A 14,514-nucleotide genomic window follows, 5' to 3' on the forward strand; every position below is an offset into this window, starting at 1 on the left:
ATCCTCGTCAGCGGGCATACTGGAGTCACGCTCCGTTCCCGAACGGAGTTCGGTTTTCGCTTCCGGCTCGCCCGAGCCCGGGTGATCCCGACGCCGCCCCACTCACTGACGAGAAACGGACCACCCATGAGCGAGCATGAACCGGCGCTGCCCTACCGCGACGCGAGCCTGCCGGTGGAGGACCGGGTGGAGGACCTCCTCGGACGGATGACCGTCGCCGAGAAGTCCGGCATGCTCTTCCAGACGATGATCGCCCCGGGGCCCATCGACGAGGCGAACCCGCACATGGGACTCGCGAGTGGCGAGCACATGATCGGCGAGCAGCTCATGTCCCACTTCAATGTGCTCGGCACCGCGCCCGACACGACGGCGCTCGCCGAGTGGACCAACGCCCTGCAGGAGCGCGCGTCGCGCACGCGACTCGGCATCCCGGTCACGCTGTCGACCGACCCGCGCAACCACTTCACCGACAACGTGGGGACGGCGGCCCGCGCGGGCGCCTTCTCGCAGTGGCCCGAGACGCTCGGCCTCGCGGCGATCGGATCGGTCGACCTCGTCGAGGCGTTCGCCGACACCGCGCGGCAGGAGTACCTCGCCGTCGGGATCCGGCTGGCGCTCCACCCGCAGGTCGACCTCGCGACCGAGCCGCGCTGGTCGCGCATCGGTGGCACGTTCGGTGAGGACGCCGAGCTCAGTGCCGAACTCGTCGTCGGCTACATCCGAGGGTTCCAGGGTGCCGAACTGGGGCCGCAGTCGGTCTCCACGATGACGAAGCACTTCCCCGGTGGTGGGCCCCAGCTCGACGGGGAGGACCCGCACTTCGCCTACGGGCGCGAGCAGGTGTACCCCGGCGACAACTTCGACTACCACCTCATCCCGTTCCGCGCCGCGATCGCCGCCGGAGCCGCGCAGATGATGCCGTACTACGGGATGCCCGTCGGGACCGGACACGAGGAGGTCGCGTTCGCCTTCAACCACGGGATCATCACCGGGCTGCTCCGCGAGGAGCTCGGCTTCGACGGCATCGTCTGCACCGACTGGGGACTCGTCACCGACACGTCGATCATGGGGCAGGACATGCCCGCGCGGGCCTGGGGCCTGGAGCACCTCGACGAGCTGTCGCGGGTCGAGCGCATCCTGCAGGCCGGCTGCGACCAGTTCGGTGGCGAGGCCCGACCCGAGCTCGTCGTCGAACTCGTCGAGCAGGGGCGCATCACCGAGGACCGTGTCGACGCCTCGGTGCGCCGACTGCTGCGCGAGAAGTTCGTGCTCGGGCTCTTCGAGCAGCCGTACGTGGACGCGGGCGCCGCGAGTGGGATCGTCGGCCGCGCGGACTTCGTCGCCGCCGGCGAGGCCGCACAGCGTCGCGCGTTCACCGTCCTGACGAACGTGGAGGAGACGCTGCCGGTGCGCTCGCCGCGTCCGCGGTTGTACCTCGAGGGCGTCGATCCCGAGGTCGCGGGCGCGTACGGCGAGGTCGTCGCGGATCCGGCTTCGGCGGACGTCGCCCTCGTGCGCATGCAGACGCCGTACGAACCGCGGCCCGGCGGCTTCGAGGCCATGTTCCACGCAGGCTCCCTCGACATCCCGGCCGACGAGGTCGAGCGGTTGCGCGTGCTCGCGCTGACGGTGCCGACCGTGCTCGACATGCATCTCGACCGACCGGCGATCCTCACCGGGGTGGTGGACGCGGTCGCGGCGCTCGTCGCGAGCTTCGGCGGCAGTGACGCGGCGTTCCTCGACGTCGTCTTCGGTCGGGCGCTGCCGGAGGGCCGGCTGCCGTTCGACCTGCCGCGCTCGATGGCGGCCGTCGAGGCGAGTCGGTCCGACGTCCCCTACGACACCGAGGACCCGCTCTTCCGCTTCGGCCACGGCCTCACGTACCCCGCTGGTCGCTGAGCGCCCGTCCCCGGTCCCTGAGCACCCGTCCCCGGTCACTGAGCACCCGTCCCCGGTCCTTGAGCGCCCCTTCCGGTCCCTGAGCTTGTCGAAGGGTGGTCCGGGTGCACTTCTTCCGGTCCCTGCGCTCGTCGAAGGGCGGCGTCTTCTCGTGTGCCCTTCGACAGGCTCAGGGAGCGGTTCTCCGTGTGCGGTTTCTTCGTACTCGGGGGTCGCTTCCCACGGTCCGTGAATGCCCCTCCGGTCCCGGAGCACCTCTTCCGGTCCCTGAGCTTGTCGAAGGGCGGTCCGGGAGCACTTCTTCCGGTCCCTGAGCTTGTCGAAGGGCGGTCCGGGTGCGCCTCTCCCGGTCCCTGAGCTTGTCGAAGGGCGTCAGCGCTCGGAGCCGCGCAGCTCCAGGCGCACGTCCAGGGTGTGGGTCACGGGCGGGCCCGCCTCGCCGGCGATGAGTGCCAGGAGGGTCTCCGCCGCGACCCGGCCCATGAGCGCCACGTCCTGCGCCACCACCGACACCGCCGGCGTCACGAGCGGTGCCGCCTCGAAGTCGTCGAACCCGACGAGCGGCAGCCGTCGGCCCGCCGTCGCGAACGCCTGCATGGCCCCGATCGCGGCCCGGTTGTTCGCGGCGAACACGGCGTCGACCTCGCCCGACACCAGGAACCCCGCCACGACCGCCGCAGCGTCCTCGACGGAGTGTGCGCCGTCGGAGACGATCGGCTCGATCGGCCCCGTCCCCGTCGCGCCGCCGAGATCGGCCTCAGCCAGCGCCCGGTGGTAGCCGGCCAGTCGCTCGCGCATCGTGTACAGCTCGAGTGAGTCGCCGAGGAACGCGACCCGTCGTGCGCCCGCGGCGAGCATGGCCGCGGTCGCGCGGGTCGCCCCGCCCGCGTTGTCGGCGAGCACCGTGTGCACCTCGACCGACTCGAGCGGCCCGGTCGGGCGGTCGACGAGCACCATCGGGACGTGCACGACCGTGCTCGTCGCCCAGGCCGTGGTCGCCTGCCGTGGTGGCACGACGACGAGGCCGTCCACGCGCTGCGCGACGAGCCGGTCGACGAGGAGTCGGTGCCGGTCGGCGTCCTCCTCGGAGCTCGCGGACATCAGCAGGTAGCCGTGTTCCGTGCACACGCGCTCCACCGAGCGTGCCAACACCGAGTAATAGGGGTTCGCCAGGTCGCTGATGATCAGCCCGATGACCTTGCTGGACCGCCCGGGCCGGATGCTCGCGGCCGCCAGGTTGTGCCGGTAGCCGAGGGCCTCGATCGCCGCGCCGATCCGTTCCGACAGTTCCTGGTTGATGTTCGTCGCGCCGTTCACGTACCGCGACACCGTCTTCAGCCCCACCCCGGCCGCCGCGGCGACGTCGTTCATGGTCGGGGGTCGGGAGCTGCGCATGCTCACCATCCTGGCGTATGCGAGATCACGCGATCGGCTCGTCCGCCCCCGCGACCGCGAAGAGCCTGCTGAGTCCGGGTCGCAGTCGGGTGATCTCGGCCGCCGTCGGACGGCGTCCCGCGATCGTCGCAGCGGCACTCGCGCCCGCGACTTCGGCGGCTTCCGCCGGTGCGGCACCGCGTGACATCGCGAAGAGCAGGCCGGCGGTCGACGCGTCCCCGGCGCCGTTGGTCGACACGAACGCGGGTGCGGGGACGGGCGGCGCGACGAGGTCGACGTCGGCCCAGGCCTCGGCGTGCGGTGCGAGCATCCGTCCGCCCAGGCGCAGGCGGTCGACACCGGCGGCCCGGAGGAGTAGCCCGTCCTCGCCGGCCGAGATCGCCACGACGCCGGCACCCCAGGCGAGCAGGAGGTCCGCGAACGCCGCCGCTTGGGCCAGGGGCGATGCGCTGGTCCCGGCCGGGAGGCGGAGCGTGCCGAGCGCCGAACGCAGGTCGTCGACGCTCGGACTCACGACGTCGGTCAGCGGCAGGGTGCGCCGGAGGATCGCCTCCCAGTCCAGATGGCCGACGGCGCTCGTCGGGTCGACGACGGCGAGGTCCATCGACGTGGTCGCGCCGTGTCGGTGGATCCGTTCGAGCAGCCTCGTGAGGGGCGCCGCATCGTCGGCGACGATCCCGGGGAGCAGCGGAGGATAGCCGAGGTGGACGAGGTCCGCGTCGCCGACGGCCAAGTGCTCGCCGGTGAACACCTCGTTCGCGCCCGTGTGGTGCCAGAAGGTCCGGTCGAGGCCTGCGGGCTCGACGACGACGCTGTAGGAGGTCGCGGCCAGGTCGGTGACCTCGAGCGCCGGGTGCAGTCGGTCGTGCGCGGCGATGCGTGAGGCGACGATCGCGCCGAGCTCGTCGTCGCCGACGGTCGCGTGCAGGCGGACCGTGCTCCCGAGGTCGGCGAGGGCCAGGCCGGTGTTCGCGACGCAGCCGCCGAGGGAGATGCGGAGCGGGCCGGTGTCGATGAGGGCGCCCGGATCGATGCGTGCGTTCGCGCTCAGCCCTGGCGACAGGTCGACGCAGATGTGACCGGCGACGACGATCTCGCCCATGGACCCTCCGTTCTTCGCGCCGGGGGTGACCCGGTGCAAGCTAGACAACGTTGTCTCAGGCCACTACTGTGACACACCGAGGGACGATTCGGAAACCCTCCCCGTCACGATCAGGAGCCGCCGCAATGTCGCTGTACCGCCTCAATCGTCTCTTCAACGCCCGATCCGGTCGCGCGCTCGACGTCGCCGTCGACCACGGGTTCTTCGGCGAGCGTTCGTTCGTCACCGGCATCGAGGACATGGGCGAGGTCGTCCGCACGCTCGTCGCCGCGGGCCCGGACGCCGTCCAGCTGACCCTCGGTCAGGCCCGTCTCCTGCAGCAGGTCTCCGGCAAGGACAAGCCGGCGCTCGTCCTGCGGACGGACGTCGCGAACGTCTACGGCAACCCGCTCGACTCGATCCTCTACAGCCACCACGTGCCGCACGCGATCGAGGAGGCCGTCCGGCTCGACGCCGTCGCCGTGTGCGTCAACCTCATGCAGATCCCCGAGCACCCCGAGGTCCGCGAGGCGAACATCCGCTCGATCATGGCCCTGCGCCGCGAAGCGACCCGGTACGGGATGCCGCTCATGATCGAGCCGCTCGTCATGCAGGACAACACGACGGCCGGCGGGTACCAGGTCGACGGTGACATCGAGAAGATCGTCACCCTCGTGCGCCAGGCGGTCGAACTCGGCGCCGACCTCATCAAGGCCGACCCGAGCAGCGACATCACCGAGTACGCACGCGTCGTGCAGGTCGCCGGAGACATCCCCGTCCTCGTCCGTGGCGGCGGTCGCGTCGACGACCGGACCCTGCTGGAGCGGACGGTCGCCGTCCTCGACGCCGGGGTCAGCGGCATCGTCTACGGCCGCAACATCATCCAGCACGAGCATCCGGCCGCCATCACCGCGGCACTCATGGCGGTGCTACACGACGGTGCCGACGCGGATGCCGGCCTCGCGATCCTCGAGGCGGCTCGCGCATGAGCGCCGACCAGGTGACGGCCGACCGGGCGACGGCGGAGCGCGTCAACGTCGCGATCATCGGCGGCGGACTGATGGGGCGCGAGATCGCCGCGGCCATCCAGCGCTGGCCGGCGCTCATCGACCACCCGGTGCGACCGCGACTGACGGCCGTCTGCGACATCAACCCGGCGGCGCTCGACTGGTTCGACGAGATCGACACGGTCGTCACGAAGACCACGGACTACCACGAGCTGCTCGCCGACCCGTCGGTGGACGTCGTCTACGTGGCCGTGCGTCACGACCTCCACGAGCAGATCTACACCGACGTCATCCGAGCCGGGAAGGGCCTGCTGGCGGAGAAGCCGTTCGGGATCGATGCGGCGGCCGCACAGTCCGTCCTCGCGGCGATGGCCGAGCACCCGGAGAGCTTCGTCCGGTGTTCGAGTGAGATGCCGTTCTTCCCGGGTGCGCAGCTGGCGATCGACTACGTGCGGTCCGGAGCGCTCGGCACGATCGTCGAGGCGCGCAACAGCTTCCTGCACTCGAGCGACATCGATCGGGGCAAGCAGATCAACTGGAAGCGCCAGACGCAGTTCTGCGGTGAGGCCGGCGTGATGAACGACCTCGGGATGCACACCTGGCACGTGCCGCTGCGGCTCGGCTGGGCACCCGAGAGCGTGTACGGGGTGCTGCAGAACATCGTCACCGAGCGTCCCGGTCCCGACGGTTCGCTCGTGCCGTGCGACACGTGGGACAACGCGGTGCTGCACAGCTGGGCGACCCATGACGGTGTCCGCTTCCCGCTCACGACCGAGACGAAGCGCATCGATCCCGGGCAGAAGAACACGTGGGAGTTCGAGGCGATCGGTCTCGACGGCGGGGTCCGGTTCAGCACGAAGAACCCGAAGCTCGTCGAGGTGTTCGCGGTGCGGGACATCCCGGGTGGCGGTCGGGAGCAGGTGTGGCAGCAGCTCGACGCAGGCAGCCAGTCGGTCTGGCCGACGGTGACCGGCCCGAACTTCGAGTCTGGGTTCTCCGACACGATCCTCCAGATGTGGGCCGTGTTCCTCGCCGAGCGGCACGGCTCGCTCGGCGACCGGTTCGGGGCGGCGCGCCCCGAGGAGGCGGCGCTCACCCACGACATCTACCGAGCGGCGATCCGCTCCCACGAGGAGGGTCGCGCGATCGCGCTGTGACGTGCGCATCGGCTGGGAGGCCACCCGACCGTCTCCCAGCCGGGAGCGCCCTGGCCGGCCCTGAGCTTGTCGAAGGGCGCTCCCTGTCCGCTCACCTGTCCGGTCCCTGCCAGCGCAACGAATCGGTCCCTGCCAGCCCAACCGATCGGTCCCTGAGCTTGTCGAAGGGCGGGCTCTGTCCCTGTGCCCTTCGACAGGCTCAGGGACCGGGGTCGGAGTCGGTCGTGTCTGAACGGTCGGTCCCTGTCCGCTCACTCAGCCGGTCCTTTGCCAGCCCAACCGTTCGGTCCCTGAGCTTGTCGAAGGGTGGGCTCTGTCCGTGTGCCCTTCGACAGGCTCAGGGACCGGGGTCGGAGTCGGTCGTGTCTGAATGGTCGGTCCCTGTCCGCTCACTCAGCCGGTCCTTTGCCAGCCCAACCGTTCGGTCCCTGAGCTTGTCGAAGGGTGGGCTCTGTTCGTGTGCCCTTCGACAGGCTCAGGGACCGGCCATCGGGTCCGTTCCGGGTTCTGGATCGCGCCATGCGGTGATCCGCGAGCAGCTGAGGCGCGGGAGGTCGTCGAACCGCCCCTCGATCACTGCTTGCTTCTTCGCCCGGCTCCACCCCTGAAGACGTTTCTCGATGAAGAACGCGTCGTCCACGCGGTCGTACTCGGCCGACCAGACGAGTGTGACGGGCAGTCGCTCGCGGGTGTAGGTCGCTCCGAGGCCGTCCATGTGCTCGGCGACTCGTCGAGCGAGGTCGATGGTGCTGCCGGTGTAGAAGGATCCGTCGGCGCATCTGAGGATGTAGACGTGGGGCATCCGGGAAGCCTCGCAGGACTTCGATCCAGTCGGTCTGCGCTGACGTCCGACGTTGGACGCTCTCGGATCACGGGGGAGTTGTGGAGGACCGTCGCTCGACCCTGCCGCTTCGCCCGTTCGGTCCCTGAGCTTGTCGAAGGGTGGGGTCTGTTCGTGTGCCCTTCGATAGGCTCAGGGACCGGCCATCGGGTCCGTTCCGGGTTCTGGATCGCGCCATGCGGTGATCCGCGAGCAGCTGAGGCGCGGGAGGTCGTCGAACCGCCCGTCGATCACTGCTTGCTTCTTCGCCCGGCTCCACCCCTGAAGACGTTTCTCGATGAAGAATGCGTCGTCCACGCGGTCGTACTCGGCCGACCAGACGAGTGTGACGGGCAGTCGCTCGCGGGTGTAGGTCGCTCCGAGGCCGTCCATGTGCTCGGCGACTCGTCGAGCAAGGTCGATGGTGCTGCGGGTGTAGAAGGATCCGTCGGCGCATTTGAGGATGTAGACGTGGGGCATCCGGGAAGCCTCGCAGGACTTCGATCCAGTCGGTCTGCGCTGACGTCCGACGTTGGACGCTCTCGGATCACGGGGGAGTTGTGGAGGACCGTCGCTCGACCCTGCCGCTTCGCCCGATCGGTCCCTGAGCTTGTCGAAGGCGCGGGGTCTTGCCGTGTGCCCTTCGACAGGCTCAGGGACCGGGGCTGGAGTCGGTCGTTTGTTCGCTCACCCAGCCGGTCCCTGCCAGCCCAACCGTTCGGTCCCTGAGCTTGTCGAAGGGCGGGGTCTTGCCGTGCGCCCTTCGACAGGCTCAGGGACCGGGGTTGGAGGCCGGTGTCGGCGGGGTGGGGGACACTCGGGAGATGCCCCACAGACGATGCGTACAACCCGGGTGTGACGCCGCGGCACCGGTCGACGCACCCGTCGCGCTCTGCGAGGATCACCTGGCCCTCGCCGCCGACTGGGCGGAGCGCCGCTGGGGTGTGGTCGACGCCCTGCCGTCGCCGTGCATCATGTGCGGCTCGCGGCTCGGCCGTCACTACCCGTCCGCGTGGTTGTGCGCCGCGTGCGAGTGGCGGCAGGGAGACGTGCCCGACGACGACCTCGCCCGGCCGCGGATCGACGTCGTCTACTACCTCCGTCACGGCGACCGCGTGAAGATCGGCACCACGACGAACCCTCGCCAGCGGTTCGCCGCGATCTGGCATGACGAACTGCTCGCGCTCGAACGCGGTGACCGGCACGTCGAGCGTGCGCGTCACGAACAGTTCGCCCGCGAGCGCCTCGAACGCTCCGAATGGTTCACGGGGTCGCCCCGACTGCTCGCCCACATCGCCTCGGTCGCCCGCGACGTCGACCCCTGGGACCTCTACAGCCGCTGGCTCAGCGAGGCCGCGGCACTGCGTGGGCGATAGCCCCTCCGGTTGGCACCACGCGCGGGGTACGCTCAGCGCGTGTGCACTCGAATCTTCTGGAACGACAACGCGGTCGCCAAGACGGTCAGCCGCTGCATGGACTGGTCGGAGAGCGACGAACCCGAGCTGTGGTTCGTCCCGAGCGGTACCGACCGAGGTGGCACGGATGACGCCACCTCGCACCGGTGGACCTCCCGGTACGGCAGTGTCGTCACGAGCATGTGGGGGATGGGGACCGTCGACGGCCTGAACACGGCGGGCCTCGGAGCACACGCGCTCTACCTCGACCCGGAGGACGTGACGTTCGCCGAGCCCGACGGCCGTCCGACGGTCTCGAACGCGCTGTGGGTGCAGTACCTCCTCGACAGCTACGCCTCGGTCGCCGAGGCGATCGCCGACATCGACACCGTCCGCATCACGTCCCCGATGTTCCGCGGCCTGCAGATGGGCATCCACATCGCGATCGAGGACGCCTCGGGTGACTCCGCGATCATCGAGCCGATCGACGGCCGGCTCGTCGTCCACCACGGCCGCGAGTTCACCGTGATGGCCAACTCGCCGAGCCTCGACGAGCAGATCACCAACCGCGACCGCTACCGGCCGTTCGGTGGCGAGCTGCCGCCTCCCGGGGACATCACCTCGGTCGACCGGTTCGTGCGCGCCTCCTACTTCCTCCACTACCTGCCGGAGCCGGCGGACACCGTCGAGGCGGTCGCGGGCGTCTTCCAGCTCATCGCGAACGTGTCGGTGCCGTACGGCGCGCCGTACTCGACGGGCGACGTGTACCCGACCTGGTGGCGGGCCGGGGCGGACCTCACGAACCTGGTCTACTACTTCGGCTCGACACGGAGTCCGAACATCTTCTGGATCGAGCTCGACGAACTCGCGGACGTCGGTGAGGTCCGTCGCCTCGACCCGCGCGACCCGAGCCGCGTCGGCGACCAGACGGCGGAGCTCGCGCCGGCGACGTTGAGCTACTAGGCCGGCCGGTTTCGGTTCCCGAGCCGTTCGAGTGTTCGGGGCGTTCGCGTGCGCCCTTCGACAGGCTCAGGGACCGGGATGGTTCAGGGACCGGGGATGTGAGGGCCCGACCGGGGCGGCTCGGAGCCGGCGACTCATCGCACCGCGGGCGCGGCCCGACAGGAGTCGCGCTCGACGAGGTGCACCGGGAGGACCGTGCTCCGGCGGTATGGCGCGTCGGGGCGGTCGAGGCGATCGATGATCCGTTCCGCAGCGAGTCGGCCGAGGGCCTCCGGGTCTTGCGTGATCACGGACACCGACGGTCGCAGGAGCTCGGCCAGAGGGAAGTCACCGAACGCGACCAGTGGGAGCGGTTGCTCGGCGAGCGCGGGCAGCAACGCCATCGTGCAGACGGCGTTCGACGAGAACAGGGCCGTCGCCCGCGAGTCGATGGCCGCCAGCGCGCGCGCCGCCCCTTCGCGGGTCGCCGCACCGAGGGCGATGAGTTCCTCGTCGGCAGGCAGCCCGGCTTCGGTGAGTGCCGCCCGGTACCCGCGCAGCCGCTCGGCGGTCGTCGGCAGGGCCAGCTCGTCGCCGACGAAGGCGATCCGACGGTGGCCGTGCTCGACGAGGTGGGTCGTCGCCGCGAACGCTCCACCGAAGTCGTCCTGCGTGAAGGCGTCGGCGGCGAGGCCACCCGGCGCGCGGTCGACGAACACGAACGGCGTCCGCGACGCCCACGCGGCCAGTGAGCTCTGGTCGTCGCTGATCGGCGCGAGCACCACTCCGGCCAGCTGACGCCGGAGCATCGGCTCGAGGACCGCGCGCTCGCGGTCCGGGTCGTCGCCGAGGCTCGTCACGAGCGTCGACATGTCGTGATCGCGCGCCGTCCGCTCCACCGCACGCGCGATCTCCGCGAAGAACGGGTCGACGATGTCGGGGACGGCGACCCCGATGACCGACGGGCGGCCCGAGCGGAACGCCGTCGCGAGGGAGTTCGGCACGTAGTCGAGCTCCCGCAGGATCGACTCGACCCGTTCTCGGGTCGCCGGGAGGACGTGCGGGTCGTCGTTGAAGACCCGTGAGACCGTCTTCGCGCTCACGCCGGCGGCTGCGGCGATCTGGCGCATCGTGGCCATGCTCGGGTCCCTCCCGTTCGGTCCTGCCGGATCGGGTCAGCGCGCGGTGTAGCCGCCGTCGATCGGCAGCGAGACGCCCGAGATCATGCCGGCGGCGTCGCTCAGCAGGAAGGTGATCGGGCCGGCGATGTCGTCCTCGGTGGCCCACTTGCCGAGCGGCATCGCCTCGAGGAAGGGGCCTTCGATGTCGGGGCGGCCCCAGTACCAGGCGGACATCGGCGTCATCACGACCGTCGGGTTGACGGCGTTGACGCGGATGCCGTACTTCCCGAGTTCCAGGGCCGAGACCCGCGTGATGTTGTCGAGCGCGGCCTTCGACGAGCCGTAGGAGATGTGGCCGGAGAGTGCGACGAGGCTCGCCTGGCTCGAGACGTTGACGATCGCCCCGCCGCGCTCTTGGCGGATCATCTCGCGGGACGCGTACTTGGTGACGAGCAGCGACCCGCGTGCGTTGATGCTGATGACCTTGTCGAACACGTCGATGTCGGTCTCCTGTGGGGAGGCGATCTCGCCGCCCCAACCGCCGGAGTTGACGACGCCCCAGATGTCGCGTCCCTCGATCGCGTCGCGGATGCTGTCCTCCGAGGTGAGGTCGAAGGGCAGCGGTTCGGCGCCCGTCTCGGCCGCGATGGCGTCGAGGTGCTCGACGTTGCGACCGGAGGCGATCACCTGTGCGCCCGCTGCCACGAGGTGGCGGACGGTCGCGCCGCCGATGCCGCCGCTCGCTCCCGTGACGAGGATGGTGCGGCCGTTGAAGTCAGTCATGAGGTGGTCCGATCGATGTGATGAGGCCCGTGCGTCGGTGCACCGGGTCGGGAGCATCATAACCACGGAATCGCAACCATGTCACCCGTGACATGGATTTCACCAGCAGATCATGACACCGGTGACATCCGGTGTTGACACACGCATCCCCTGGACCTACCGTGAGTCGGGCGACGGCGCGTCCGCGACCGGTCGGCTCCCAGGAGAGGTCAGGCATCACGATGAGCGGCATCACGATCGGGACCGACCTCGACGGCCTCATCGATCACGCCCGTTCGCTCGCCGCCACCGGGTCCCGCCGGATCCTCGGGATTGTCGGTGCGCCCGGTGCGGGTAAGTCGACCGTCAGCGACGCGCTCGCCGCCGCGCTTGGCGACCAGGCCGTCATCGTCGGGATGGACGGCTTCCACCTCGACAACGCCGAGCTCGTCCGCCTCGGGCGACGCGACCGCAAGGGCGCGCCCGACACCTTCGACGTCGACGGCTACGTCGCACTGCTGTCCCGCCTCGCGCGTGCTGGACGCACCGCCGAGTCTCCGGGCACACCGATCTACGCACCCCGGTTCGACCGCTCGCTCGAGGCGTCGATCGGCAGTGCCGTCCTCGTCCGCCCCGAGGTGCCGCTCGTGATCACCGAGGGCAACTACCTCCTGTTCGACGACCACGGCTGGCAGGGTGTCGCCGCGCATCTCGACGAGTCCTGGTACGTCGACGTGGACGACGAGGTGCGCCGCGACCGACTCATCGCCCGACGCCTCGGTCACGGACACCCGCGCGACGAGGCCGAAGCCTGGGTGCTCGGCGTCGACGAGCCGAACGCCCGCCTGGTCGACGCCACCAAGCAGCGCGCCACCCGCATCGTCACGCTCGACGCGTCGACGCCGGTGGAGACCGAATCCACCCACGGCGCCTGACCCACCCTGCAGCCGCAGCACCCTCGACCTGCACCACCCGGAACCCGCTCACCGACGAGAAGGCACCACATGACCCAGCTCTCCGACGCCACCCTCACCGCTCTCGACGAGCAGGTGGCCGTCCCCGCCTACGACCGCTCGGCCATCCGACCCGGCATCGTCCACTTCGGGGTCGGCGCCTTCCATCGTGCGCACGGGGCGATGTTCGTCGACCGCGTGCTCGGGCTCCCCGGCGACGAGCACGCGTCCTGGGGGCTCGTCGGCGTCGGCACACTGGCCGGTGACGCAGCCATGCGGGACGCGCTCGGCGCTCAGGACCGCCTCTACACCCTCGCGACGACGAGTCCGGACGGCGAGGTCGAGGCGCGCGTCGTCGGGTCGATCGTCGAGTACCTGTTCGCTCCCGACGACCCGGAAGCGGTCCTCGCCCGCGTGAGCGATCCGTCGACGCGGATCGTGTCGCTCACGATCACCGAGGGCGGCTACGGGGTGAACGACGCGACCGGCGCGTTCGAGCCGAGTGACGGTGCGACGCTCGCGGACCTCGATGGTCTGCCGGCGGGCGCGGTGCCGCAGAGCCCACTCGGCTTCATCACGGCGGCCCTCCGTGCCCGACGCGACGCCGGCGCCGTTCCGTTCACGGTCATGTCGTGCGACAACATCCAGGGCAACGGGCACGTCGCCCGGACGGCGATCCTCGCCTTCGCCGAGCGGATCGACCCGGCGCTCGCCGCCTGGATCGGTGCCGAGGTGCGGTTCCCGAACTCGATGGTGGACCGGATCACGCCGGCGACGACGGACGAACAGCGCGCGTTCGTCTCCGAGCGGTTCGGGATCGACGACCGCTGGCCGGTGCTCTCGGAGTCCTTCGAGCAGTGGGTGCTCGAGGACGACTTCTCCGACGGCCGTCCGCCGTATGAGCAGGTGGGCGTGCAGCTCGTGGAGGACGTCGAGCCCTATGAGCTGATGAAGCTCCGGCTGTTGAACGCCTCCCACCAGGCGATGAGCTACCTCGGGCTGCTGGCGGGGGAGACGTATGTGCACGACGTCTGCCGTGACGAGCTGTTCTCGCGGTTCCTCCTCGGGTACATGCACGAGGAGGCGAGGCCGACGCTCGCGCCGGTCCCGGGGATCGACATCGACGCGTACTGTGCGGAGCTGATGCGCCGGTTCGGCAGCGAGGCGATCAAGGACACCTTGGCGCGGCAGATCGTCGACGGCTCGGAGCGCATCCCGAAGTTCCTGCTCCCGGTGGTCCGTGAGCAGTTGCGGACCGGCGGCGGGATCGCGCGTTCGGCGCTCGTGCTCGCGGCGTGGAGTCGATTCATCGAGGGTGTCGGTGACGACGGGCGCGAGCTTGCGCCGGTCGACCGGCGGTTGGCCGAGTTGCAGGCAGCCGTCGCGCAGGAGGCGGAGCGCCCCGGCGCGTTCCTCGACCTGGAGGTCGTGTTCGGCGACCTCGGATCTGACGCGCGACTGCGCGAGGCGTTCATCGCGGCCCGGGCGCGGCTGGCGGACGTCGGTGCGCGGGTGGCGGTGGAAGAGGTCGTCGCCGCAGGGTGACCCTGCGGCGGTCGGACGGTGCCTTGACGGCCCTTCGGCCGGTTGAGGGGGCGCTCGGTCGCTGCGTCGTTGCCGTCGTCGAGTGCTGGTGGTTCCCGTTTCGGTCCTTGAGCTTGTCGAGGGGCAGGTTCAACGGCTGTTCGTGTGCCCTTCGACAGGCTCAGGGACCGGGGTAGCCGGGTTGTCGAGTGGGGCGTCGGTCGTTGAGCGTGTACGAGGCATGGTGGTTCCCGTCTCGGTCCCTGAGCTTGTCGAAGGGCAGGTCTGACGGTTCGTCGTGGGCCCTTCGACAGGCTCAGGGACCGGGATGACGGGGTTGTTGAATACAGCGTCGGTCGCAGAGGTTGGCTATGCGCGATGGCGTCCTGTCTCGGTCCCTGAGCTTGTCGAAGGGCAGGTATGACGGTTGTTCGTAGGCCCTTCGACAGGCTCAGGGAC

Annotated in this window: 13 protein-coding genes; 7 read left to right on the forward strand and 6 right to left on the reverse strand. The window is 70.1% G+C overall.

Annotated features, from left to right (window positions below):
• Positions 1–126 precede the first annotated feature (126 nt).
• Positions 127–1,899, forward strand: a complete 1,773-nt coding sequence (locus ACQG07_RS07665) for a glycoside hydrolase family 3 protein (protein WP_426737944.1) — start codon at positions 127–129, stop codon at positions 1,897–1,899.
• A gap of 372 nt (positions 1,900–2,271) precedes the next feature.
• Here the strand turns inward: ACQG07_RS07665 and ACQG07_RS07670 are convergent, their stop codons facing one another.
• The gene (locus ACQG07_RS07670; RefSeq protein WP_411558688.1) at positions 2,272–3,294 is read right to left on the reverse strand and encodes a LacI family DNA-binding transcriptional regulator; all 1,023 of its coding nucleotides are present in this window, start codon (positions 3,292–3,294) and stop codon (positions 2,272–2,274) included.
• A gap of 25 nt (positions 3,295–3,319) precedes the next feature.
• The gene (locus tag ACQG07_RS07675) at positions 3,320–4,396 is read right to left on the reverse strand and encodes a carbohydrate kinase family protein (RefSeq protein ID WP_426737945.1); all 1,077 of its coding nucleotides are present in this window, start codon (positions 4,394–4,396) and stop codon (positions 3,320–3,322) included.
• Between the two features lie 125 nt (positions 4,397–4,521).
• Between ACQG07_RS07675 and ACQG07_RS07680 the strand changes: the two genes are divergently transcribed.
• On the forward strand, positions 4,522–5,364 hold the full coding sequence (locus ACQG07_RS07680) for a class I fructose-bisphosphate aldolase (RefSeq protein ID WP_426737946.1): 843 nt from the start codon (positions 4,522–4,524) through the stop codon (positions 5,362–5,364).
• Complete coding sequence (locus tag ACQG07_RS07685; RefSeq protein ID WP_124769758.1) at positions 5,361–6,539, forward strand: Gfo/Idh/MocA family protein; 1,179 nt, start codon at positions 5,361–5,363, stop codon at positions 6,537–6,539. Before ACQG07_RS07680 ends, ACQG07_RS07685 begins: the two co-directional genes overlap by 4 nt.
• A gap of 475 nt (positions 6,540–7,014) precedes the next feature.
• Here the strand turns inward: ACQG07_RS07685 and ACQG07_RS07690 are convergent, their stop codons facing one another.
• Together ACQG07_RS07690 and ACQG07_RS07695 are read right to left on the reverse strand one after the other, a co-directional pair.
• Positions 7,015–7,341, reverse strand: coding sequence for a GIY-YIG nuclease family protein (locus tag ACQG07_RS07690; RefSeq protein ID WP_426737947.1), 327 nt, complete (start codon positions 7,339–7,341; stop codon positions 7,015–7,017).
• 171 nt (positions 7,342–7,512) lie between these two features.
• Positions 7,513–7,839 (reverse strand): GIY-YIG nuclease family protein, encoded by a 327-nt coding sequence (locus tag ACQG07_RS07695; RefSeq protein WP_426737948.1) that lies wholly within the window; start codon positions 7,837–7,839, stop codon positions 7,513–7,515.
• Positions 7,840–8,183: 344 nt separating this feature from the next.
• On the opposite strand from ACQG07_RS07695, the gene ACQG07_RS07700 reads away from it, so the two are divergent.
• On the forward strand, positions 8,184–8,735 hold the full coding sequence (locus ACQG07_RS07700) for a GIY-YIG nuclease family protein (RefSeq protein WP_079706975.1): 552 nt from the start codon (positions 8,184–8,186) through the stop codon (positions 8,733–8,735).
• A 39-nt stretch (positions 8,736–8,774) separates the two neighbouring features.
• Complete coding sequence (locus ACQG07_RS07705; protein WP_137243468.1) at positions 8,775–9,716, forward strand: linear amide C-N hydrolase; 942 nt, start codon at positions 8,775–8,777, stop codon at positions 9,714–9,716.
• A gap of 134 nt (positions 9,717–9,850) precedes the next feature.
• Here ACQG07_RS07705 and ACQG07_RS07710 read toward each other — a convergent pair whose 3' ends face one another.
• Together ACQG07_RS07710 and ACQG07_RS07715 are read right to left on the reverse strand one after the other, a co-directional pair.
• Complete coding sequence (locus ACQG07_RS07710; RefSeq protein ID WP_426737949.1) at positions 9,851–10,834, reverse strand: LacI family DNA-binding transcriptional regulator; 984 nt, start codon at positions 10,832–10,834, stop codon at positions 9,851–9,853.
• Between the two features lie 36 nt (positions 10,835–10,870).
• Complete coding sequence (locus tag ACQG07_RS07715; RefSeq protein WP_064296395.1) at positions 10,871–11,599, reverse strand: SDR family oxidoreductase; 729 nt, start codon at positions 11,597–11,599, stop codon at positions 10,871–10,873.
• A 221-nt stretch (positions 11,600–11,820) separates the two neighbouring features.
• On the opposite strand from ACQG07_RS07715, the gene ACQG07_RS07720 reads away from it, so the two are divergent.
• Together ACQG07_RS07720 and ACQG07_RS07725 are read left to right on the forward strand one after the other, a co-directional pair.
• A complete protein-coding gene (locus ACQG07_RS07720) occupies positions 11,821–12,513 on the forward strand; it encodes a nucleoside/nucleotide kinase family protein (protein ID WP_426737950.1) in 693 nt (230 codons plus the stop codon).
• 69 nt (positions 12,514–12,582) lie between these two features.
• On the forward strand, positions 12,583–14,076 hold the full coding sequence (locus ACQG07_RS07725) for a mannitol dehydrogenase family protein (protein WP_426737951.1): 1,494 nt from the start codon (positions 12,583–12,585) through the stop codon (positions 14,074–14,076).
• Positions 14,077–14,514: the final 438 nt, after the last annotated feature.

This window comes from Plantibacter sp. 2H11-2 (genome assembly GCF_050031945.1).
In the GTDB taxonomy this organism is placed as follows: Bacteria; Actinomycetota; Actinomycetes; order Actinomycetales; family Microbacteriaceae; genus Plantibacter; species Plantibacter auratus.

Coding starts and splice junctions, on each gene's coding strand:
- ACQG07_RS07665 (WP_426737944.1), top strand. CDS start 127: ATGAGCGAGCATGAACCGGCGCTGCCCTACCGCGACGCGAGCCTGCCG.
- ACQG07_RS07695 (WP_426737948.1), bottom strand. CDS start 7,839: ATGCCCCACGTCTACATCCTCAAATGCGCCGACGGATCCTTCTACACC.
- ACQG07_RS07675 (WP_426737945.1), bottom strand. CDS start 4,396: ATGGGCGAGATCGTCGTCGCCGGTCACATCTGCGTCGACCTGTCGCCA.
- ACQG07_RS07715 (WP_064296395.1), bottom strand. CDS start 11,599: ATGACTGACTTCAACGGCCGCACCATCCTCGTCACGGGAGCGAGCGGC.
- ACQG07_RS07720 (WP_426737950.1), top strand. CDS start 11,821: ATGAGCGGCATCACGATCGGGACCGACCTCGACGGCCTCATCGATCAC.
- ACQG07_RS07700 (WP_079706975.1), top strand. CDS start 8,184: ATGCCCCACAGACGATGCGTACAACCCGGGTGTGACGCCGCGGCACCG.
- ACQG07_RS07710 (WP_426737949.1), bottom strand. CDS start 10,834: ATGGCCACGATGCGCCAGATCGCCGCAGCCGCCGGCGTGAGCGCGAAG.
- ACQG07_RS07725 (WP_426737951.1), top strand. CDS start 12,583: ATGACCCAGCTCTCCGACGCCACCCTCACCGCTCTCGACGAGCAGGTG.
- ACQG07_RS07680 (WP_426737946.1), top strand. CDS start 4,522: ATGTCGCTGTACCGCCTCAATCGTCTCTTCAACGCCCGATCCGGTCGC.
- ACQG07_RS07670 (WP_411558688.1), bottom strand. CDS start 3,294: ATGCGCAGCTCCCGACCCCCGACCATGAACGACGTCGCCGCGGCGGCC.
- ACQG07_RS07685 (WP_124769758.1), top strand. CDS start 5,361: ATGAGCGCCGACCAGGTGACGGCCGACCGGGCGACGGCGGAGCGCGTC.
- ACQG07_RS07690 (WP_426737947.1), bottom strand. CDS start 7,341: ATGCCCCACGTCTACATCCTCAGATGCGCCGACGGATCCTTCTACACC.